At 59.2% G+C, this 20,074-nt stretch carries 15 protein-coding genes; 9 read left to right on the top strand and 6 right to left on the bottom strand.

The genetic code is table 11. The annotated features are described in order from the left end of the window. The first annotated feature begins 183 nt into the window (after positions 1-183). The 4 genes from ESZ00_RS02685 (at position 184) to ESZ00_RS02670 (ending at position 2,449) form a co-directional block, all read left to right on the top strand. Positions 184-801 carry a YdeI/OmpD-associated family protein gene (locus ESZ00_RS02685; protein WP_129206646.1) on the top strand — a complete coding sequence of 206 codons (618 nt, stop codon included), beginning with the start codon at positions 184-186 and terminating at the stop codon, positions 799-801. After that, positions 798-1,445 (top strand): transcription elongation factor GreB, encoded by a 648-nt coding sequence (greB, locus tag ESZ00_RS02680; RefSeq protein ID WP_240034493.1) that lies wholly within the window; start codon positions 798-800, stop codon positions 1,443-1,445. The genes ESZ00_RS02685 and greB overlap by 4 nt, the downstream gene beginning before the upstream one ends. Before the next feature lie 124 nt (positions 1,446-1,569). After that, positions 1,570-1,938: an ArsR/SmtB family transcription factor gene (locus tag ESZ00_RS02675; protein WP_229740911.1), complete on the top strand. Its 369-nt coding sequence runs from the start codon at positions 1,570-1,572 to the stop codon at positions 1,936-1,938. A gap of 1 nt (position 1,939) precedes the next feature. Then, positions 1,940-2,449, top strand: a complete 510-nt coding sequence (locus tag ESZ00_RS02670; RefSeq protein ID WP_129206645.1) for an SRPBCC family protein — start codon at positions 1,940-1,942, stop codon at positions 2,447-2,449. A 320-nt stretch (positions 2,450-2,769) separates the two neighbouring features. Here the strand turns inward: ESZ00_RS02670 and ESZ00_RS20240 are convergent, their stop codons facing one another. The 5 genes from ESZ00_RS20240 to ESZ00_RS02645 all read right to left on the bottom strand — a co-directional run bounded on the left by ESZ00_RS20240 (position 2,770) and on the right by ESZ00_RS02645 (position 10,465). Next, the gene (locus tag ESZ00_RS20240; protein WP_229740910.1) at positions 2,770-4,212 is read right to left on the bottom strand and encodes an SAM-dependent methyltransferase; all 1,443 of its coding nucleotides are present in this window, start codon (positions 4,210-4,212) and stop codon (positions 2,770-2,772) included. Positions 4,213-4,485: 273 nt separating this feature from the next. Beyond that, on the bottom strand, positions 4,486-4,629 hold the full coding sequence (locus ESZ00_RS19985; protein ID WP_164981315.1) for a hypothetical protein: 144 nt from the start codon (positions 4,627-4,629) through the stop codon (positions 4,486-4,488). A gap of 44 nt (positions 4,630-4,673) precedes the next feature. Continuing rightward, positions 4,674-7,130: a glycoside hydrolase family 31 protein gene (locus ESZ00_RS02655; protein WP_129207883.1), complete on the bottom strand. Its 2,457-nt coding sequence runs from the start codon at positions 7,128-7,130 to the stop codon at positions 4,674-4,676. Positions 7,131-7,725: 595 nt separating this feature from the next. Beyond that, positions 7,726-8,640, bottom strand: a complete 915-nt coding sequence (locus ESZ00_RS02650; protein ID WP_129207882.1) for a dihydroorotate dehydrogenase — start codon at positions 8,638-8,640, stop codon at positions 7,726-7,728. 25 nt (positions 8,641-8,665) lie between these two features. Beyond that, positions 8,666-10,465 carry an alkaline phosphatase family protein gene (locus ESZ00_RS02645; protein WP_129206644.1) on the bottom strand — a complete coding sequence of 600 codons (1,800 nt, stop codon included), beginning with the start codon at positions 10,463-10,465 and terminating at the stop codon, positions 8,666-8,668. Positions 10,466-11,204: 739 nt separating this feature from the next. Between ESZ00_RS02645 and serS the strand changes: the two genes are divergently transcribed. The 3 genes from serS (at position 11,205) to ESZ00_RS02630 (ending at position 13,800) form a co-directional block, all read left to right on the top strand. Continuing rightward, complete coding sequence (serS, locus tag ESZ00_RS02640) at positions 11,205-12,617, top strand: serine--tRNA ligase (protein WP_129206643.1); 1,413 nt, start codon at positions 11,205-11,207, stop codon at positions 12,615-12,617. Between the two features lie 5 nt (positions 12,618-12,622). Beyond that, complete coding sequence (locus tag ESZ00_RS02635) at positions 12,623-12,982, top strand: hypothetical protein (protein ID WP_129206642.1); 360 nt, start codon at positions 12,623-12,625, stop codon at positions 12,980-12,982. Positions 12,983-13,101: 119 nt separating this feature from the next. After that, positions 13,102-13,800: a LolA family protein gene (locus tag ESZ00_RS02630; protein WP_129206641.1), complete on the top strand. Its 699-nt coding sequence runs from the start codon at positions 13,102-13,104 to the stop codon at positions 13,798-13,800. On the opposite strand, the gene ESZ00_RS02625 is transcribed toward ESZ00_RS02630, so the two are convergent. Beyond that, the gene (locus ESZ00_RS02625; RefSeq protein ID WP_129206640.1) at positions 13,757-15,196 is read right to left on the bottom strand and encodes an ArnT family glycosyltransferase; all 1,440 of its coding nucleotides are present in this window, start codon (positions 15,194-15,196) and stop codon (positions 13,757-13,759) included. The two genes, ESZ00_RS02630 and ESZ00_RS02625, sit on opposite strands and share 44 nt — an antisense overlap. 96 nt (positions 15,197-15,292) lie before the next feature. Between ESZ00_RS02625 and ESZ00_RS02620 the strand changes: the two genes are divergently transcribed. Together ESZ00_RS02620 and ESZ00_RS02615 are read left to right on the top strand one after the other, a co-directional pair. Then, on the top strand, positions 15,293-18,811 hold the full coding sequence (locus ESZ00_RS02620; protein WP_129206639.1) for a trifunctional glycoside hydrolase family 18/polysaccharide deacetylase/glycosyltransferase family 2 protein: 3,519 nt from the start codon (positions 15,293-15,295) through the stop codon (positions 18,809-18,811). 337 nt (positions 18,812-19,148) lie between these two features. Then, positions 19,149-20,027, top strand: coding sequence for a hypothetical protein (locus ESZ00_RS02615; RefSeq protein ID WP_129206638.1), 879 nt, complete (start codon positions 19,149-19,151; stop codon positions 20,025-20,027). Positions 20,028-20,074: the final 47 nt, after the last annotated feature.

Genomic DNA, 20,074 nt, shown 5'->3' with positions numbered 1-20,074 from the left:
TGGATTTTCTTATTCCGCTCCATGGATTTTCATTTACCGGGCGCACGCCTGCCGGGAAAGTGCTCTGGCTCACGCATTTCTCCTGATACTGTGGTGGCGCGAGTGGGCGCGCCATGCGGTTTCTCTTGAGAGAGACGGCGTTTGCGAGTTCGTACCGCTCAGAAGTTTTGGGAGAAATGCTCTATGGGAACAAGAGACGCGCGCGTGGATGCTTATATTGCCAAGGCCTCACCTTTTGCGCAGCCGATTCTCAACGAACTGCGTGACCGGGTGCACGAGGGCTGCCCGGAGGCCACGGAAACCATCAAGTGGGGCATGCCGTTCTTCGAATATCACGGCCTGCTGGCGAATATGTCGGCCTTCAAGGCGCACTGCGCCTTTGGCTTCTGGAAGGGCGGCAGCATGATGAAGGCCGAGGGTGCTGAGGCTTCGGATGAGGCGATGGGCCAGTTCGGCCGCATCACGCAGCTCAAAGAACTGCCCGCACGAAAGAGCTTTGTCGCGCTGGTGAAGAAGGCGGCCAGGAGGAACCTCGATCTTGCGTCAGGCGCGATCGAAAAGCCTGTGCAGAAGCGTGTGCCAAAGCCGGAGCTTCCGGTGCCGGATTTTTTTGCCGCTGCGCTCAAGAAGAACAAAAAGGCCGCGGAGCAATTTACCGCTATGCCACCCAGCCATCGCCGCGAATATATCGAATGGCTGACCGACGCGAAGACCGAGGCCACGCGTGAGAAGCGGTTGGCGACGGCGCTCGAGTGGATCGCCGAAGGCAAGGGACGGAACTGGAAGTATGAGAAGCGGTGAGAGTTGGTAGGATCGCGAAGAGCGTGCAAGAGTTGCGCTCGGAGAACAAAGACGTGCGAAAAGGCTTTACCAGAAGACCACAGGAGAGCGAGCCGGCGGCGCAGGGCAAGAACTACATCACGCCTGGGGGACTGCAGCGCCTGAAAGAGGAGCACTGGTTTCTGCTCACCAAGGATCGCCCGGCCGTGGCGGAGGTGGTGGCGTGGGCTGCCAGCAACGGCGATCGCAGCGAGAATGCCGACTACCAGTATGCCAAGCGGCGGCTGCGTCAGATCGATGGACGGATTCGCTTTCTCTCGAAGCGGATCGAAGCCGCGGAAGTGGTGGACCCGGAAGCTCCGCGCACAGGCCTGCGGGCGACGAAGGTATTCTTCGGCGCGACGGTGCTCTATGCCAATGCCGCGGGCGTGGAGCGAGAGGTGAGCATCGTCGGCACGGACGAGGTCGATCTCGATCGCAACCATATCAGCTGGGTTTCGCCTCTGGGGCGCGCGCTGATGCGGTCGAGCGAGGGAGACAGCGTGGTGCTCGAAGCGCCAGGCGGCAAGGAACAGCTAACGGTGTTCAAAGTGCGCTATGAGCGCATTGATGTAGAGCCGTTCCGCGAGCCGATTGGTTCTTACTCAGCTGCGAAGCAGTCTTAGGGTGGCATCGGCCTGAGCCTGATGCCAGCGGCATAATTCTTGCCGACTCGCCCTCCTGTGCAGAGTATCAATCGCGCAGGTGCCTGAGTCAGAGATCAGGAAACAGAAATCAAGAATCGCAAACATGACACTTGACATTGGCTCGACGATCCACAACCATATGGTTGTGGATAAGTTGGGTACAACATTTGCGGCTTTGTCTGATCCAACCCGGCGGGCAATGATCGAGCGGCTCTCCCATGGGCCAGCCTCTGTGCATGGATTGACGGAACCGTTTGCCCTCTCGCAGCAGATGATTTCAAAACATATTGCCTACCTGGTGCGGGCGCGGATTGTGATCAAGACGAAGAGTGGACGAGAGAGTATTTGCACGCTTAGGCCAGAGGCAATTAAGACAGTAAGCGACTGGGCGATGAGCTATCGCCGATTCTGGGAAGAGAGCTTCGACAAACTGGAAGTGGTTGTCAATCAAATGAAGAAAGAGGAGGGGTGAGATGACAGAAAACACGGTTAGTGAAATTGAGCGGATGGTCATTACAAGAGTTTTTGATGCCCCACGCGAGTTGGTTTGGAAGGCGTGGACAGACCCGAAGTACATCATGCAGTGGTGGGGACCGAAGGGCTTTACTGCGCCGGTTTGTCAGATGGATTTTCGCGTTGGAGGAAAGCTTCTCTGCTGCATGAGGGCGCCGGATGGGCAGGAGTTCTGGAATGCGGTCGAATACCACGAGATTGTTCTGCACGAGAAGATCGTTTCCCTGATGTACTTCTCGGACTCGAAGGGAAACAAGATCGACCCTTCGGAATTAGGAATCGAACATGAGGCTGTAGACGGTGCGTACGATGTGACCCTCTTTGAGGATCTCGGGAACGGTCAGACGAAACTCACCTTCATTGGAAATGAGCCCATGGAGAGCGCGAAAAATAGCGGTCAAATGGAGGGCTGGATCCAGATACTCGATAAAATTGCCGCCGTTGTTGCGGAGCTTGTACACGCGAAATAGGAAGTTGACGTTTTGACCTTGGTCATGCGCGGGATACAGCTGAGGCTGGCGGCGAAGGCTTGGTTAGAACAGGCTTCTCGCCGCTTGGCCGAATAGGCGTATCTCCGGATAAGTGACCTTTTCTCAACTGTTGACTTCAAACCAATGCGCTCATTGAGGGTTCGCTCAAGCGCCGCAAAAGAAATCAGTGCTGACAAACGCTGTTATCGTCACTGCCGAAAAGCCGACTTTGCGTTACTAATCCGGTCTCAATGAATCCATCTCTCAATGTCCCACTCAATAATTCCTTTGGTCTAGCCAGCACCGCAAAAGAAGAATGTTTACGTTACAGACGAAGAGCCTCTGAAAGCAGCGATCATGTGACCGGACCTTCCTTTAAGGTTGAGCTGATCGGTTCGGCCTGCGAAATAGAGGCGATTTAGCTCCTCATCGTCCACATCTTGGATCGACTCAAAGGCGCCAAGCACGTCCTTGACTTCGTAGGGACTGAAAAACAACCGAAATGGTTCGCCGATACTTTCGACACGGCTAGCAAGCTCATCTCGAGCATCGATCTCGTCGGCCGGAAGCATGTCGCGTGGCACAGCGTAGTCAAAGATCACGCCACTTTTCCCTGGAAAGTCAGCAATGTACTTGAGCGTCTCTCCGAAGGCATCGGCCGTCAGATACATAACTACCCCGAGCATCGCGAAGACTGTCGGCACATTGGCGTCAAGCCCCGCCTCCTCTAGCCGTTCGGAGAGCTTCTGCGTTTCGAAGTCTACTGCCACAAAGTGGAGAGACTCCGGGATCACTACTCCACTCGCTTCAGCCAACTCTTTCTTCCATGACTGCGTTGCTGGATGGTCAACCTCGTACACCTCGAGCCGTGGGTGCGGATTCCTGAATCCGAAGGTGTCGAGACCGGCCCCCAAGAGGACATACTGGCGAACACCATCTCCCACTGCCCGTGCCAAGTGATCTTCAGCGAAGCGGCTGCGTGCTACCAACCATGCTCGCATCATCCGGGATGATTCCTCATACAAATCTTCTTCGGAGTCCGCCAGGACTTTCGTGTATCTGTTCCCGAGCAGCGGCACGGCGATGGGGTCGTTTAACACCAGTGGGCTTGCGTCGTAGACCTGATGAGTCGCCCGTCGCAACGCTACACCGAGTGCGGTACGAGATGCCTGGCCCTTGTGCAAACTGCGCTTATCGGGAACTTGCCGTCTTGGTAGCTGCTTCAAAAGGAGATCAATCTGGCCCAGATGATGAGACTCGTGTTCGCACACATGAAACCATTTGCAGAGGTTATTGGTAGGTCCCCAACTCCATGACGGGTCAATCGCCATGAGCCAATCGTCGTCTCGCTTACTCAATTCCTTCAAGGTGTGTTCCCGCGCCTCAGATAGATGAGTCAGGTAGTACTGCAGATCAAAACCCTTGTAGCGGACTCGCGCTGTGTGACCAAGGTTGATTGCCACACCCCACTTTTTGCGAGCTTCATAGGAAAACCGGCCCCACGGAACACCGTCGAAGGTGTTTAAGCCGTAGTAAACGTCGGCAGCGGCTAGATGCATCAACAAAGCACCGATCGAGTTCGCGTCAGGATGGGGCAACCAATCGAGTTCCTCAACCGAGCGACCTTTCAAGCGCGAGAGGACCACTGCTCGCATCCAGTTGAGCTGCGACACAAGGAAACCAATCTGGGTACTGTACCCGTTGCGGGGTCCAAACACAGAGAGGGGTTCTCCCGACGGGTCCTGCTGGGTAAAAATGCTCATGACTCATTGTCGCGTACTGGCGCATTTTTACGATGCGCTCTTCACGTACGTAGGCCGTCCTGAAAGGATTAGTATTGCGAAACGCGGTTCTCGTCACCAACATGGGCCGTTGTAACTGATGAACCGACTTGTCGTTGCTTTTGCAACTAAGGTGCTGCGACCCGCTGCCAGTGGATTTCTATGCATATCTACCCGCTCTGAAAGAGCTCCAGCTGTGGTCGCCGTCGACATTCTCCTTGAGCTGCTCAGCAGAGCTCCGATCGTCAATCCAATTTAGAACATGCAGCCCTGGACGGTGTTTCCGTTGAAGTTACCATCCGCGCCCACGGTGTAGGTCTCGACCAAGGCAAGGTTCTCGATCAGGGCAGCCGTGCTCTTCTCTGCTGTGCCTTGCTCCCGCGTGTCGCATCTTGCCACATCGCTTCAGGCATTAGAAAAGGCCGTCAAGATAGGCTCATTCTTCAGATAGGCTCCACCACCTCTATGTTCATCGCCGACCCAGCGCCAACACTTTTGCCGTCTTTTGTAAGCTGTCGGGTCTTATCGTTCCAGACCAGCTCCGTGATCTGGCTTTTGCCCTTCTCATAGCCATAGGTGGTGCCGTCATCGTCGTAAAGAGTAAAGCTGGTGTCTGCACCCGGGAAGACCAGAAGCTTCGTCACTGTCTGCTTTTGCTGCGTGCTCAGAATCTCTGAACCGAGCGGGACGATGGAGCCTGCGCGCACGAAGAGCGGCAGCGTGTCGATGGGAGCGTTGACCATAATGGTCTGGCCACCAACGTAGCGTTTGTGCGTCCAGTAGTCGTACCAGTCGGTGCCAGCTGGCAAGTAAACGGGTCGCACAGTCTGCCCCTGCTCCAGAACGGGCGCGACAAGGAATGCCGGGCCGTACATGTACTCGTCCGTAATGTCACGCACCAGAGGGTCGCCGCCGAAGTCCATAAAGAGTGCGCGCATGTAGGGCGCGCCATTCTGATAAGTCCGATAGGCGCAAGCGTAGGTATAGGGCAGCAGCGCGTAGCGCAGACGCAGGTACTTCGACAGAATCGCTTCCGCCTGAGGTCCATAGGACCAGACCTCGTTGTGCTCCCGTTCGCCGTGGGCGCGGAGGACGGGCTGAAAGGTGCCCCACTCAAACCAGCGCGTGAACAGTTCGGGATAGTCCGAATAGCGGCCGATGTTGTCGCGGGCCGGTGTGGGGTCGATCAGCGGTGTTTTCGCCGGCGTGTAGTCCGGCGGAAAGCTCGGCGAGAAGAAGCCGGCGATATCCGTGCTCCAGTACGGCATGCCGGACGCGGTGAAGTTGAGGCCGGCGGGTACGGACCGCTTCAACATATCCCAGCTCGCCACGATGTCGCTCGACCAGAAAAGCGTGCCGTTGCTCTGCGCGCCTAGGTACGAGGCGCGCGCCAGTGAAAAGACGCGGCGGCTATCACCGTAGTCGTGCCGGAAGCCGTCGTAGATCGCCGCTGTATGCAGCAGCGGGTAGACGTCATAGAAGCGCGGCCCGGTGCCGATGTGGAAGAGGTCGTTCGCAGGATCTACGTCCGGCTCCGTCTCGTCGAGCCAGATGTAGTCGAAGTGATCCGGCTTGATATACCGGTCGCGGATTTTGTTCCAGAACCAGCGGGCGGCTTCCGGATTCGTGGAGTCGATGTTGGGGCCGACGGCCTGAGAGTAGTTGCCGCGGTCCGGCGTGCCGTCCGGACGGCTGATGAGCCAGCCCTTCGCCTTCAGCATGTCGTAGAACTGCGTGCCCTCGGAGTAGTGCGGCCAGACGCTGAGCATAGTGGTGAATCCCATGCTGTGCAGCTGGTCATTCATGGCCCCGGGGTTGGGCCAGCGCTTCGGATCGAGGTCCATTTCGCCCTGACGGGTCATGTTCAGAAAATCCACCACAAGCACATCGGCAGGGAGATGGCGGTCGCGGTAGCCTTTGGCAACATCCAGCAACTGATCCTGCGTGGCATAGATGGCCTTGCTCTGCACATAGCCATACGCACCCTTGGGCAACAGGTGCGTGATGCCGCTGATCTGCCGGAAGCCCGCGTAAATATCGTCCGTGGTTTTGCCGGAGATGACAAAGAAGGAGATCTGGTCGGCGACATCGGAGGACCAGGAGTTCACATTGTTGATGCCGAGGCTGATATGGGTTTTGGATGGGTTATCCCAGACCAGGCCGTAGCCACGGCTGGAGATCATGAACGGAACACAAACCTCCTCGCCGCCCGGCTTGCCGTAATCGTGCCAGCAATCGATGCGGTGGTCGCGGAGGTCGAGAAAGCCTCCCTGATGCTGGCCCAGGCCGTAGTAGTGTTCGTCATCCGGCGAATCGAAAAGGACGGAGATGTGGTACAGCTCGGGCTTGGGGATGTTTTTCGCGGCGGCGTTTGCTATGGCCGCGGCATCGGTGTTGTTGGGCTCGATCTGCCAACGGCGCATGGTCAGCAGCGGCTTACCCCCTTCTCTTGTAATCACGATGCTGTCATCGTGGTTGACGAACCGGGGGTCCACCGGGCCTCGCTTTCCCGGCGGGAAGAAGATGTCGCGCAGACTCATATTCAGCTTGTCGAGCGGGATACCCTTCGGCGAGCGATCGCCGTTCTGGTCGCGCACTACGTGCACAGTCATGCGGCCAGACTGGTACATTTTCCCGCCTTGCACTTCCTGCTCCGACCAGCCGATGCGGCTGGGCTTGCCGATGAGGCCGTAGCCGGTGGACGGCGCTTCACCTGTACCGGGCACGCGAATGAGCACATGCACGATGTTCGGCGCATAGGGTTCGATGATGATGTTGCCTTCCTGGTCCGCGGGCGGCACGGCAGTCTGCGCCACGCTTGAGCCGGATAGACACATGAAGGCGAGGAGAAGCAGCAGCACCTGCCGAGAGGGCTGTCCCTCGCTGAAAAAGAGGCGCATTTTGTTCAGAATCTCCGTTCCCACGGGAATCATTTTCCTAGAAGGGTACCGTCTTGGCCAAGAAGTTCCCGTAAAAGCGCGTGCGATGCGCCTGATATGCGCTTGTCCAGTCAAGATGGGGCTAGATCTTGTCAGTGTAGATGGAGCGCATCAGTAGGTTTTGAATCTGTTCCTGTCTGCCGAAGGGGCCGTGGGTTGATGGCGGCGGCGGTGATGGCATCCAGACCGATCTCGCCTTAAGGATGCTCTGCGCTTGCGGGGGTTGCCAGTCAGCAATAACGATCCTTAGCAGTAGTTATGTGTGTGGCTGCCTTGATCAGACGGAAGACCTCTTGCAGAGAAGCGGCACAAAGATTGTGCTCGAACATTCGACCATCCCACCATTTGGGCCTCTTCTCTTCGAGGTAATTTATTCGAAGACCCTGGAGGTAGTTTCGTCAGGGTGATCGGGTTTGACAACGCTGCAGAGTAACGGTGAAAACTCGGACTAGGGAGTCTTGTTGCCGGATGCCGAACAACAAGTACCGCGAAACGCAGATGGCGTCACTTGAAGTCAAGTGACGCCATCTGCGTTTATGCGAGCTGCTTCTCAGACTTACTTCTTGCTTGTATCCAGTGTCCCGATCAGGTCGGTGACTTTCTCGATGTGGTGCCGGGTGCACCAGTGTTCGAGGCCGTGAGCGATGCGTTCCGAGGCGCGCGGGTCGGCATAGGTTGCTGTGCCCACCTGTACGGCGGTCGCTCCGGCAATCAGAAACTCGACTGCATCCTCTGCTGAGACGATGCCGCCGAGGCCGATGACTGGAATCTTGACGGACTTCGCCGCTTCCCACACCATGCGCAGCGCGATGGGCTTGATGGCCGGTCCCGAGAGCCCCGCGGTTACATTGGCGATGCGCGGCCTGCGGGTATCGATATCGATGGCCAGAGAGACGAAGGTATTCACCAGAGAAACTGCGTCGGCACCGGACTCTTCCGCACAGCGAGCCATCTGGGAGATGGATGTCACGTTGGGCGAGAGCTTAATGAGGATGGGGCGTTTGGCCACCTGCTTCACGCGCCAGACGAGATCACTGAGCGCTCCGGGATCGGTGCCGAAGACCATGCCGCCGTGGTCGGTGTTTGGGCAGGACGCGTTGATCTCATAGGCGGCGATGCCCTCGGCATCGTTGAGCTTCTGGATGACCTCGACGTAATCGCGGGCGGTGCCGCCGAAGACGTTCACGATGACCGCGCAGCGCGGGTAGTTGCGCATCGGCGGCAGCTTCTGCTCGAGATAGGCGTCGACGCCGACATTCTGCAGGCCGATGGCGTTCATCATGCCGCTGGCGGTCTCAATGATGCGGGGCGCGGCATTGCCGGCCATCGGCTCGCGGGAGATGCCCTTGGTGACAAAGCCGCCGATCTTCTCGAGGTTGACGATCTCTTCGAACTCGACGCCGTAGCCAAAGGTGCCACTGGCGGCGAGAACGGGGTTCGCCAGCTCAATGCCGGCGAACTGGATGCGCATGTCGGTCTTCAACGCTTGCTGATCCTCACTGGTTCTGCGCGGCCGCCGCCGGTTTTGCTTCGGCTGAAGACTTGTCTGCCGCGGCGTGTATGCGGTGCACAGCACGCGTGCGTACCGGCACAGGCTTCGGATAGGTTACTGCCGAAACCGGCTTCAGAGCCTGAGTCAGGATATGCCCTACCGACGCCGAAGGCTGGTTGACGCCCAGCAGCGAGGCCAGCGTGGCAGCGAGATCGACCGGTTCCACGCGGCCGTGGTACATGCCCGGCGCGAACGGCGCGCCATAGAAATCGAGCGGCACGTGGCGGTCATAGGAGTAGGGGGTGAAGTGGTTGGTGCCCCCGGGAGCCATCTGCGCCATCTGGAAAGCATCGGCGACGACCATTACATACCAGCCGCCGTTGGGCGTGTAGCTGTGCGCGATCAGCTCCCCGAAGGGCGTCGGTGGAAGCTGGCCGCCGGCCATCTGCAGGCGGGTAAAGCTGCGGAAGAGCGCCGGGGTGGGCGGCAGCTTGGAGGTGGCCGGAGCCTTCAGCTCCTGCGGCTTGGTCAGGTCTGCGAAGGCCTGCGGCAGCGCCTTCTGCACCGCATCCTCAGCCTCCTGCTCGTTGATGCCCGCGCGGTCGAAGGCAGCCGGGTTCAGCACGAGGTAGGGGAGAGATTGATGATCGAGCAGGTACTGGATCTTTTCGCCCGGCGAGAACTTGAGGTTCAGGGCGTCATTCAGATCGGCAACCAGCTTCTGTACGTTGATGGTGGCTGCATCCAGGCCGAAGTTGGCAGCTACGGCAGGTACCGGCGCAATGCCGTGATCGGCGGTAAGGGCAATCCACACGTTGCCGAGTCCGCCGTCGACATTCTTATCCAGCCAGCTGAAGAAGCTATCCAGATCGGTGTCGACCGCATCGACCATGGCGCGCTGGTCGGGAGAATCGGGGCCGACACGGTGGCCGAGAATGTCGGTCGAGGAGATGCTCAAGGTCAGCACATCGGTCGTGTCGTGCTTGCCCAGGTCCGCGCCGGTGATCAGCGCTTTGGCGAAGTCGAGCTCATAGCTCACGGCCGCAGGCGTGGCGCCGACGGTGTTGTAGAAGTTCCCACCCTGCGGCGCATTCGCTTCCTGACGGGCCTGGTCGATGCGTCCGCTGTCGTCGAAGGTCTGCGCCCACTCCGGCAGCTGCGCCATGTAGTAGGTCGAGGTGATGAAACGGCCCGAGGCCTGGTCGATCCAGAAGGCGCCGTTGGCGGCAGCGCCCGCGGGCAGAATCGCAGCACGGTCCTTCAGAGAAACGCCATAGACACTCGAGCTGCCGAGCGTGTCGAGGCGCAGCTCGTCTCCGAAGGTCGAGGCACGGAGATTGCGCGGTGAAGAGCCCGGAGTGGTCTTCTCGCCCGAGGGCACGCCGACCAGCGCATAGCGTTCGTCTTCGACCGACGTGACCGGATGATCCTTGCTGCGGGCCAGATCCCACCACTCGTTGCCGCCAATGCCGTGACCGTCCGTGTAGGCTCCGGTGCCGATCGTCGAGTGGCCAGGGGCTGTCTCGGTATTGGCATAACCGTAGTAGCAGTCGAGGAAGTTCGCGCCGTGGTCGAGGAAGAGCTTGAAACCACGGCCCTTGAAGTCATCGCGGTAGCGCTCGAGATAGTCGGCGCGGAACTGATCGAGCACGACCAGAACGACGAGCTTCGGGTGTGCGTTGTAGGCGCTCGGCGTCTCTGCGGCCGGACGGCTATCGGCGACGCTGGCTGTCGCAAGGGGCGCGGAGGTAAAGGAGAGCGCGGCGGAAACGAGCACGGCGAAGAAGCGCTTGGTAGGAGCCATACCCCATCAGTATCGCAAGGATGGATCGTGGGAGTCTAAAGGCAGAAGCCACATAGGCGGATCTCGAGAACGGTCCCGCGGCGACTCTGGCACCGTATATGCGCTGCCTGGCCTGGCGATGGAGGAATGTCGCTGGGTGCGCAGGAATGCTGCCGGAGGTGACGGTTACCGTGAAACGGCGGAAGAATTCACGGCACATTCGCAAAGCCGGAATCGTTATCTGCCTTGATCTTCAGGTCTTTTTAAGGTTCAGGATTCATGGCTGGGATGGTGCTGGTGCAAAGGAGTACGGTCTCTCGAGGTACGGACTGCGTTGCTGGTTCCATGCTGGCTGACCTGTTCTGGACCAATCCGGCAATCTCATCCGGTCTCTGGCGGGAAAATTGCTTGAAATCCGGGGGAAAAGGACTACCCTGATAGAAACCTGTTCACAGGTTGGCGCCTGCGAACAGGGTTAGAGTCGGGTTACAAACGGAACTCGTGCCACAGATTGGCCACGAGCTTCGCTACAACCCACACAGTCCTGGCCCAGATGACGATCTGAGTGGGGACTCGGTTCGGAGACGATGCTTTCTTCATCGTCAACCTCCGTAGTTGAGCAAGGCCCGGTGATTCGACACCGGGCCTTGCGTTTTTAGGCCGACAATTCGGCCCAGCAATGGAATAGCAGTCCGCCGAGCCGTCTCCCATCGAAAACCGGGTTGCCCACGTTACCGATGGGTCAGGTAATCTGAAGCGTATGCTCGATCTGTCCTTTGTGCGCTCCAGCCTGGAGCTGGTAGAGAAGAAACTGCGCGACCGCGGTCAGGACCCCGCCGCGCTGCTGGGCGATTTCCGCAAAAATGATGAGAACAGGCGGAAGCGCGTCACCGAAATTGAACTGCTTCGTGCCGAAAAGAAGAAAGTTTCCGAGGAAGTCGGGCGTCTCAAGCGGAGTGGCGAGGACGCATCGATTTTGATGGAGCAGAGTCGCGTGCTAGCAGACAAAATCAACAAGCTTGAGTTTGTGCTGACGGAGTTTGATCGGGTTATCTTCCCGATGCTTATGCAGATTCCGAATTTGCCGGCCGATGACGTGCCAGTGGGCAAGAGCGAGCACGATAATGTCGAAGTGAAGAAGTGGGGTACGCCTCGCACATTCGACTTCACGCCGAAACCGCACTGGGAGATTGGCGAAGAGCTAGGCATTCTCGATCTCGAGCGCGGAGCAAAGCTCTCCGGTGCCAGATTTGCGGTCTACTGGGGTGCGGGTGCGCGGCTCGAACGGGCGCTGGCCAGTTTCATGGTCGATATCCACACCCGAGAGCATGGCTATACCGAGGTGCTACCGCCCTTCATAGTCAATGGGGCAAGTTTATTCGGCACCGGGCAACTGCCAAAATTCGCGGAGGATCTGTTCCGCTGCGCAGACCCCGATCATGTCGCGCAAGAGGAATCGGAGGAAAGGGAGAAAGAGTTTGGGGACGTAGATCAGAATCGATATCTCCGGGCTCTGTTTAATGATCACTGGCTGATCCCGACCGCCGAAGTGCCGCTGACCAACCTCTTCCGCGATGAGACGCTCGAAGACGCGCAGCTGCCATTGTCGCTGACCGCTTATACGCCATGTTTCCGTTCCGAGGCCGGCTCTTACGGCAAGGATGTGCGCGGCATCATTCGCCAGCACCAGTTCCAGAAGGTGGAGATGGTGAAGTTCTCCCGCCCCGAGGAGAGCATGGACGAGCTTGAGAAGCTCACCCGCAACGCCGAAACCATCCTCGAGCGCCTGGGGTTGCCCTACCGCCGCGTGCTGCTCTGCACCGGCGATATGGGCTTCGGCTCTGCCAAGACCTTCGATCTCGAAGTATGGCTCCCGGGCCAGCAGGCGTACCGTGAGATCTCCTCCTGCTCGAACTGCGGCGATTTTCAGGCGCGGCGCGCGGGTATCCGTTATCGCGCCAAGGGGCAGAACAAGGCGCAGTTTCTGCATACGTTGAACGGCAGCGGACTGGCCGTGGGACGCACCTGGCTGGCGATCCTCGAAAACTACCAGCAGGCCGATGGTTCGGTGACCGTGCCCGAGGCGCTGGTACCCTATATGGGTGGGGAGACGGTGATCCGTCCCCGTGCCGGCGCATCGCTGTCCGCGGTGGTTGCCGGCAAGGAGAAGTAAGAAAAATGGGCAAGCTATTGCGGAGCTACCTCTTCTGGACCTACGAACGGGGCAGCTTCCACTATGACGTGATGGTTACGCTGATCCTGGCGTTCATTTTCGTGACCCCGCACTTCTATAACTTCGGAGACCATCCGCAGTCGGAGAAACTGGCCAAGGGCAGCGTGCTGGTGAAGCCTGCCGGAGCAGGGAACTATATCTTCGATATCCCGGCGGCTTCTGTGCATACGGATGGCGGCCCGCTCGATGCCCAGCTCGCCGCGCAGATCGAGTCGGTCTCCGGCTCCGTGACCATGGACCGCTATCAGACCATCACCGAGCCGCAGGGCAAGGTCACCGGCTACCGGGTGTGGGCGCACCGGTAAAGCAGCTTTGAGCGAAAAGCCGGAGGTTGGAAGCTAAACGCTGCCTTTTCCGCATCCAACTGGTCTAAGTGGGTGGATTCAGGGCGGGATTTATTCAGTAAGACAGGTTTGATCTCTCTATGACAAAGCGATCGAAATGGCTGGGCGCCGCGGTTTCGCTGGGCGCCATTCTTTTGGCGGGCGCACCGGGCATCGCGCACGCACAGAACGCGGATCTTCAGAAGGTATTGAGCCAGATGGATGCTGCCGCGGCAAAGTTCCAGAGCGCTCAGGCTGAAGTCTCTGCTGACCAGTACACAGCGGTTGTGGACAGCCACGATATGCAAACCGGCACGATCGCCTTCCGGCGCGCGGGCAAGGCCACCGAGATGGTGATGCACATCAAGACTGACAATGGCCAGCCGTCACTGAAGGATGTTCTCTACAAGGGGAGCGAAATCGACTTCTACCAGCCCGCGCTCAAACAGGAGACGATCCTTGCTGCTTCTGCCGAGTATGAGAAGTACCTCTCCCTCGGCTTCGGGGGCAGCGGCAAGGAGCTGGCTGCGGACTGGAACATCAAATATCTGGGCACAGAGACCATCGATGGCGTCGAGACAGCGAAGCTGGATCTGACGTCGAAGAGCGGACCCAACCAGAATTTTTCGCATATCACGATCTGGGTCGACAGCGCACGCAGTGTCTCTCTGCGCCAGCAGGTCTTCCAGCCTGGCGGCGACTATCGGCTGGCGAATTACTCCAACATCAAGCTGAACGGGGTACCGGAGAGCGCTTTTACGCTGAAGCTTCCGGCAGACGTGCAGAAGGTGCGCCACTAATCTCGTCTTCGTTCTTCCGCGGTGCGAGTGCGATGGCCGCCAGGATAAAGAGCATGGGGAAGCACTCGAGCGTGTAGCGGTCCTCGGGTGCTTCAATGGTGCCCAGCAGCAGCGAGCGCAGCAGAAAAAATGCCAGCATTGCTCCCGAAAGTAGCGGCCAGCGGCGGAATCCCCACAGCGCCAGCAGAATATACAGCAGGTTCAGCCCCGCGTAGGCGGCGGCAAATTCCGTTTCGGCGTGATGCCGGTTGTACTCCCACCAGCGCAACTCGATCCACAGCATCTCTGTGCGCGGACGCAGCCACATGTCGGCGACACGCGCCAGCGGGAGTCCTACGCCATATTTCAGCGGGTGTTCCCGCAGGCGCTCCGCGGCCAGCGCTGCAAAGCGCGCATCGATCTCGGGCGTGATCGTTGTTGTCCGGTTATAGTCCTCGAGCAGCGCCTTCGTCTCGTCATATTGCGTGGGCGTATCGAAGGCGCGGCTGGGCAGCGTTTCCAGCTCAATGCGGTCGCTGTCCGCATTCCAGTAGACCTCCCAGGTGCAGGCCAGATCGACGCAGACGGTCTTGGTCCAGCGGTTGAAGCCGGGCAGCGTGTCTTCGCCGGGATCGGTCGCGTAGCGCGGGGCCAGCGGCTGGAAGACGTGAAAGGTGTGCCAGTTGCGGATGGCCCACGGTACGAAGGGCAGCGTGGAGAGCACCGCGGCGGCCAGCGCGTAACGCAGCATCGGCTTGAGGCCCCAGCGCTTGCGCCCGTACCAGAGCATTGCCGGGCAGAGCGCGACGGCGATGAGCGCGCCGTCGGGGCGCAGCAGCGCCGCATAGCTCCAGGCCAGCGATTGCAGCAGTGTCCATGGCCATGAAGGCTTCTCGAGAAAACGTACCAGCGCGTAGAGCGCGACGGTGATCGAGAAGAGCTCAAGCGTTTCGGTGAGCGGAGCAGCCGCGTAGTTGGCGGTGAAGGGGCAGAGTGCCGCGAGCCATAGCGCCCACCAGCCGGCCTTTTCATTCCACAGCCGGCGGGCGACGGCGGCGATCAGCACGCAGGTGCCGAGATCGATCGCTGTCTGCGCATACATCACCGCGTGATAATGCTCTATGCCGAAGAGCCGGAAGCAGAGCATCAGAAACAATGGGTAGCCGGGCAGGCGGATGAGCGTGGGACGCAGTGCGCCGCTGGTGGTCGAGCCGTAGATGCCGTGCAGCATCCAGTTTTTGGCGATCGAGCCGTAGACCAGCGGATCGCCCTGCACATCGGGATAGGCGTGGATGAACCAGAGACGCAGGGCCGCGCCGCAAGCGAGGGCGATGAGGCTGGGTATAAGGTGTAGGGTGTAGGGTGTAGCGGGTTTCGTGGCTTGTCCGCTTTGTGCTTTCTGCGTGAGTCGGTTCATCTACCTGCTCGTGTCTGTGCCCTATTTCTCTATACCCTATCCCCTACACCCTATACCCTGCTTTCTGTAGAGTAAGTAAAGGTCTCACGACCATCCATGAAACAAGTTTTCTACGATCCTCAGTTGAAGCGTTGGCGGCGACTCCGGCGAGTGCTGGATGTCACCGGTGTGGTGTCGACCATTGTGCTGGTGCTTTTTTTCATCAGCGTGGTGAGGCAGCAGCGGCTGCCCGATCTCTTGCTGCCCACGCAGAAGCGCAATTACAAAGCGCTGAAGCAGCAGCGTGTCGGCGACCAGCTGCGCAGAAATGCTGCGCGATCGACGCGGCGTAAAACCGAGAAGCCGGCGTCCGAAATTCCTTTGAATGGGGATGAAGGACTGCGCGCGGCGTTTTATGAGAACGATGACGCCAGCTACTCGTCCCTGAAGGCGCACTTCCGCCAGATCGACATCCTGTTTCCAGACTGGCTGCATGTGACGAAGGACAACGGCGACCTGATGGCGGCGACGCCGCTCTTCCCCGTCTCGATCTACAACGTGGTCGACAAGAACGGCGTGGTACACGGGGTAGACCCGGAAGACAAGGTGCATCGCCTGCTGACGGTGACGAAAGACGACATGGAAGTCTTTCCGATGCTGAACGATTACAACCCCCTCACCGGCAACTGGGACGGGGATCTGGTCGGGCGCATCCTGGAGAGCCCTGCAGCACGCGAAAATCTGCATCTCCAAATCGATAAATTCCTGTCTGCGAATCCTGGCTATCACGGCATCTGTCTCGATCTCGAGCAACTTCCGGAAGACGATCGGAAGCTCTTCGCCCAGTGGGTTGCCGAACTCTACAGCGACCTGCATGCCAAGAACCTGCGCCTCTATGTGGACGCGCAGATCGGTATCCCGGATGCGGTCCTGAAGGCGATGGGCGCCAATACGGACGGCGTGATCCTGATGAATTACGACCAGCACGAAGATCAGAGCGAGCCTGGTCCCGTGGCTTCGCAGGACTGGTTCGAAAGCAATCTGCAGCACGCGCTCAAGCTGATCCCGAAGAATAAGCTGATCTCCGGTTTGGGCAATTACGGATATGACTGGGAAGTGACGCTGCCGGAGAAGCCGAAGAAAGGCCAGAAGCCAGCCGCACCGAAGGTCATCAATACCGATGATCTGACCGTGCAGGAGGCATGGCAGCGCGCAGCCGATGCGGACGCAGATGTGCATCTCGAAGGCGATGAGCTCAATCCGCATTTTGTCTACGACGACGAGGATGCGCACACGCGGCACCAGGTGTGGTTCCTGGACTCTGTGACCGCACTCAACGAGATGCGCGCCTCTCGGCAGATGGGCATCAAGACCTTTGCGCTGTGGCGGCTGGGTGAGGAAGACGGGTCGATGTGGTCCATCTGGGACCACCCCATGGCGAAAGGCGCGCCGCAGCAGCTCGAAAATGTTCCTCCCGGCAATGACGTAGATGCCGAGGGCGAGGGCGATATTCTGCGCATCGTGGCGCGGCCGGAGAGCGGCAGCCGCACGGTGAGCATGGATGCGGACAACTTCACGGTCACCGATGAGGAGATGACCAAGCTGCCGCGCTCTTACGTGACGCAGCAGTATGGCTATAAGCCGAAGGAAGTGGCGCTCAGCTTCGACGACGGTCCCGATCCGGTATGGACGCCAAGGATTCTCGACATCCTGAAGAAGTACGACGTGAAGGCGACCTTTATGGTCATCGGCGAGCAGGCGCAGGACTATCCTGGGTTGTTGAAACGCTATGTCCGCGAAGGCCATGAGATCGGCAATCACACCTTCACACATCCGGACATCAGCGAAATCTCCGAGTTTCAACTGCGTTCGGAGCTGAATCTGACCGAGCGCCTCTTCGCCGCGGAACTTGGCCTGCAGCCGCTCTACTTCCGTCCTCCATACTCCATTGACCAGGAGCCGCAGACCAACGATCAGGCCGCGCCAGCGGACAAGATCCAGTCCATGGGATACACCATCATCGGCAACAAGATCGATACCGACGACTGGAACGAGCACCCGCGCAAGTCACCGCAGGAGATCACCAACAACGTCCTGGCGATGCTGGACGATATGAAGACCGCCTCGTGGAAGAAAGGCAGCATCATCCTGATGCACGACGGCGGCGGTGATCGCTCGGCGACTGTTGCGGCTCTGCCGCTGCTGATTACCACGCTGCGGGCCCATGGCTACACGTTTGTGAATGTCTCCGACCTGATGGGCAAGACGACGGCCGAGGTGATGCCGCCGATCTCGCCGAAGATGAAGTGGCAGGCACGCATCGACTGGCTGGCATTCCTGGTCTTCGGCTTCTTCCGCCACTTCGTCGTGGACGTCTTCTTTATCGGCGACGTGCTGATGAGCGCTCGCCTGATTCTCGTCGGTGTCTTCGCGATCATCGATCGCCTGCGCCGTCGCAAGGTGCCCCCGGGCGAGTTTGCACCGCGCATCGCCGTGCTGATTCCGGCCTACAACGAGGAAACGGTGATCGCACGGACTATCGCCTCGGTGCTGAACTCGGATTACACGAACATCCGCGTCATGGTCATTGACGATGGCTCGACGGACAAAACGTTCACCGTTGCGCAGGAGGCCTATCCGGAAGAGATTGCCTCGGGCAAGCTGACCGTCATTACCAAGCCGAATGCGGGCAAGGCCGAGGCATTGAATTTCGGCCTTGAGCAAACCGAGGAAGAGATTTACGTCGGCATCGATGCCGATACGGTGATTGCGCCGGATGCGATCTCGAAGCTGGTGCGCTACTTTGCCGATCCGAAGATCGGCGCGGTTGCGGGTAACGCGAAGGTCGGCAACCGCGTGAACCTGTGGACACGGTGGCAGGCGCTCGAGTACATCACCAGCCAGAACTTCGAGCGGCGCGCGCTCGATCTCTTCAACATCGTGACGGTGGTGCCGGGCGCTATCGGCGCATGGCGGACTGAAGCGGTGAAAAAGGGCGGCAAGTATCCCATCAACACCGTGGCCGAGGATGCCGACCTTACCATGAACCTGCTCGAGCAGGGCTACAAGGTGATCTATGAGGACCGCGCGCTGGCCTTCACCGAGGCGCCGGTCAACGTGAAGGGGCTGATGCGTCAGCGATTCCGCTGGTCCTTCGGAACCCTGCAGGCGGTCTTCAAGCACAAGCACGCCTTCCGCACCAATCCGGCGATGGGCCTGTTCGCGCTGCCGAATATCGTCATCTTTCAGATTCTGCTGCCGCTGGTCTCGCCGTTCATCGATCTGATGTTCGTCGCGGGCATCATCCACTACTTTGTCGACAAGCACTTCCATCCGGAGGCGGCGAGCGCGGCGAGCTTCGAGAAGCTGCTCACCTACTTCCTTGCCTTCCTGATGATCGACTTTGTGACTTCGGCGGTGGCCTTCTCGCTCGAGCGGCGGCATCCGGCCAATAAGGGCGATGGCTGGCTGCTCTTCCACATCTGGCTGCAGCGCTTTACCTACCGCCAGGTCTTCTCGGTGGTGCTCTTTAAGACCATCAAGCGGGCCATCGATGGGCGGCCGTTCAACTGGGACAAGATCGAGCGCACGGCAAAGATGTCGCGGCAGACGGAAGAGCTGACGGCGCGGAGCTAAGGGGTTTCATCGATCGCTACTGGCCGGGATGCACACCTGTGTCCCGGCCGGTTTGTTTCTGAGGTTGATCGGGGATCATGCTGCGCGAGATGGTCTGACGGCTGCGAATGTGTCTGATATGTGACGGGTTGTTGACCAGCAGAATAAAGTTGTGGACAAAGCCAAGGGGATCGCTAACAACAAGTTGTAGGCATAGAGCCCTTTTGCTAGTGTGGCTATAGTCCCGCCAACCAATAAAGATGAAGCCACGCCGCTGCGCAGTCTGTTCCCGAATGGCTTCCGTTGGCGTCCATTTTTCCTCGTTGTTGTGAAGACAAAAGAACTTAAAGGGATACGAATGCTGACTCGTGTGCGGCAGGCGGCGGTGTGTGTCATGTGCTGCGTGGGGATCGTGTCGTGGTGCCAGGGGCAGATAGAGACGGGTACAGGCTCGTCGTCGAGGGTGAGCCTGGCCGGCGCCATGGATACCGATCCGGGGAGCGGCTCCGGTGGCAGTCCTGGGGGCGGAGTCGTGCGGGATATCCGGCCGGCTCCGGCGGCGATCGTGACCTATGGCCCGTTAGCGCGCATTGCGGTGGGCGGATACGTGTCGCCGCTGGGTGGAGCGGCCGGCATCGCCGCCGAGGTAACGCGCTCGACGAATCTACGCCTGGGGTGGAACTTCTTTAATTACAACCTGAGCGGCACGGATTCTGGTGCAACCTACGATGCGCATCTGCACTTTCGGTCGCTGCAGGCGAGCCTTGACTGGTTTCCGTTCCGCGGACACAGCTTCCACGTCAGCCCTGGCATCCTCTTCAACAATCAGAACCGGGCGACGGCGGTGGGCGGCGTGCCGGGTGGAGACTCCTTTACGCTGAACGGCACAAGCTATTACGGCAGCTACGCCGATCCCGTGGTGGGGGATGGCGCGGTGCACTTCAAGGAAACGGCGCCGATGTTCACCTTCGGCTGGGGAAACTGGGTTTCGCGCAAGGAGCGCCGGCACATCACCTTCCCGTTTGAGATGGGGTTTGTCTACCAGGGGACCGGTTCGGTGAGCTTGCACCTGCAGGGCTCAGTCTGCGAACAGGATCACGATGTGAACTGCAGCGTGATTGCCACCGATCCGGAGGTACAGGCGAACATCCAGGGGCAGATTCGCAAGCTGGACAAGGATCTGGAGTGGATCCGGTTTTATCCGATCCTCTCCAGTGGTGTGGCCTTGCGATTCTGAAGGATAGAGCGATTTAGGAAAGAGCGGTGCGGCGCTGGCCGGGCCGC

The sequence above is a fragment of the Silvibacterium dinghuense genome (genome assembly GCF_004123295.1).
GTDB classification, from domain to species: domain Bacteria; phylum Acidobacteriota; class Terriglobia; order Terriglobales; family Acidobacteriaceae; genus Silvibacterium; species Silvibacterium dinghuense.
Note: the sequence above shows the minus strand (reverse complement) of the source record. Positions and strands in the feature narration are given on the sequence as shown.

What these genes read in the sequence shown, in the direction of transcription:
- ESZ00_RS02670 (WP_129206645.1), top strand. Translation starts at nt 1,940, where the DNA reads ATGACAGAAAACACGGTTAGTGAAATTGAGCGGATGGTCATTACAAGA.
- ESZ00_RS02645 (WP_129206644.1), bottom strand. Translation starts at nt 10,465, where the DNA reads ATGGCTCCTACCAAGCGCTTCTTCGCCGTGCTCGTTTCCGCCGCGCTC.
- ESZ00_RS02635 (WP_129206642.1), top strand. Translation starts at nt 12,623, where the DNA reads ATGGGCAAGCTATTGCGGAGCTACCTCTTCTGGACCTACGAACGGGGC.
- serS (WP_129206643.1), top strand. Translation starts at nt 11,205, where the DNA reads ATGCTCGATCTGTCCTTTGTGCGCTCCAGCCTGGAGCTGGTAGAGAAG.
- ESZ00_RS02650 (WP_129207882.1), bottom strand. Translation starts at nt 8,640, where the DNA reads ATGCGCATCCAGTTCGCCGGCATTGAGCTGGCGAACCCCGTTCTCGCC.
- ESZ00_RS02620 (WP_129206639.1), top strand. Translation starts at nt 15,293, where the DNA reads ATGAAACAAGTTTTCTACGATCCTCAGTTGAAGCGTTGGCGGCGACTC.
- ESZ00_RS02625 (WP_129206640.1), bottom strand. Translation starts at nt 15,196, where the DNA reads ATGAACCGACTCACGCAGAAAGCACAAAGCGGACAAGCCACGAAACCC.
- ESZ00_RS02615 (WP_129206638.1), top strand. Translation starts at nt 19,149, where the DNA reads ATGCTGACTCGTGTGCGGCAGGCGGCGGTGTGTGTCATGTGCTGCGTG.
- ESZ00_RS20240 (WP_229740910.1), bottom strand. Translation starts at nt 4,212, where the DNA reads ATGAGCATTTTTACCCAGCAGGACCCGTCGGGAGAACCCCTCTCTGTG.
- ESZ00_RS02675 (WP_229740911.1), top strand. Translation starts at nt 1,570, where the DNA reads ATGACACTTGACATTGGCTCGACGATCCACAACCATATGGTTGTGGAT.
- ESZ00_RS02685 (WP_129206646.1), top strand. Translation starts at nt 184, where the DNA reads ATGGGAACAAGAGACGCGCGCGTGGATGCTTATATTGCCAAGGCCTCA.
- ESZ00_RS02655 (WP_129207883.1), bottom strand. Translation starts at nt 7,130, where the DNA reads ATGCGCCTCTTTTTCAGCGAGGGACAGCCCTCTCGGCAGGTGCTGCTG.
- ESZ00_RS02630 (WP_129206641.1), top strand. Translation starts at nt 13,102, where the DNA reads ATGACAAAGCGATCGAAATGGCTGGGCGCCGCGGTTTCGCTGGGCGCC.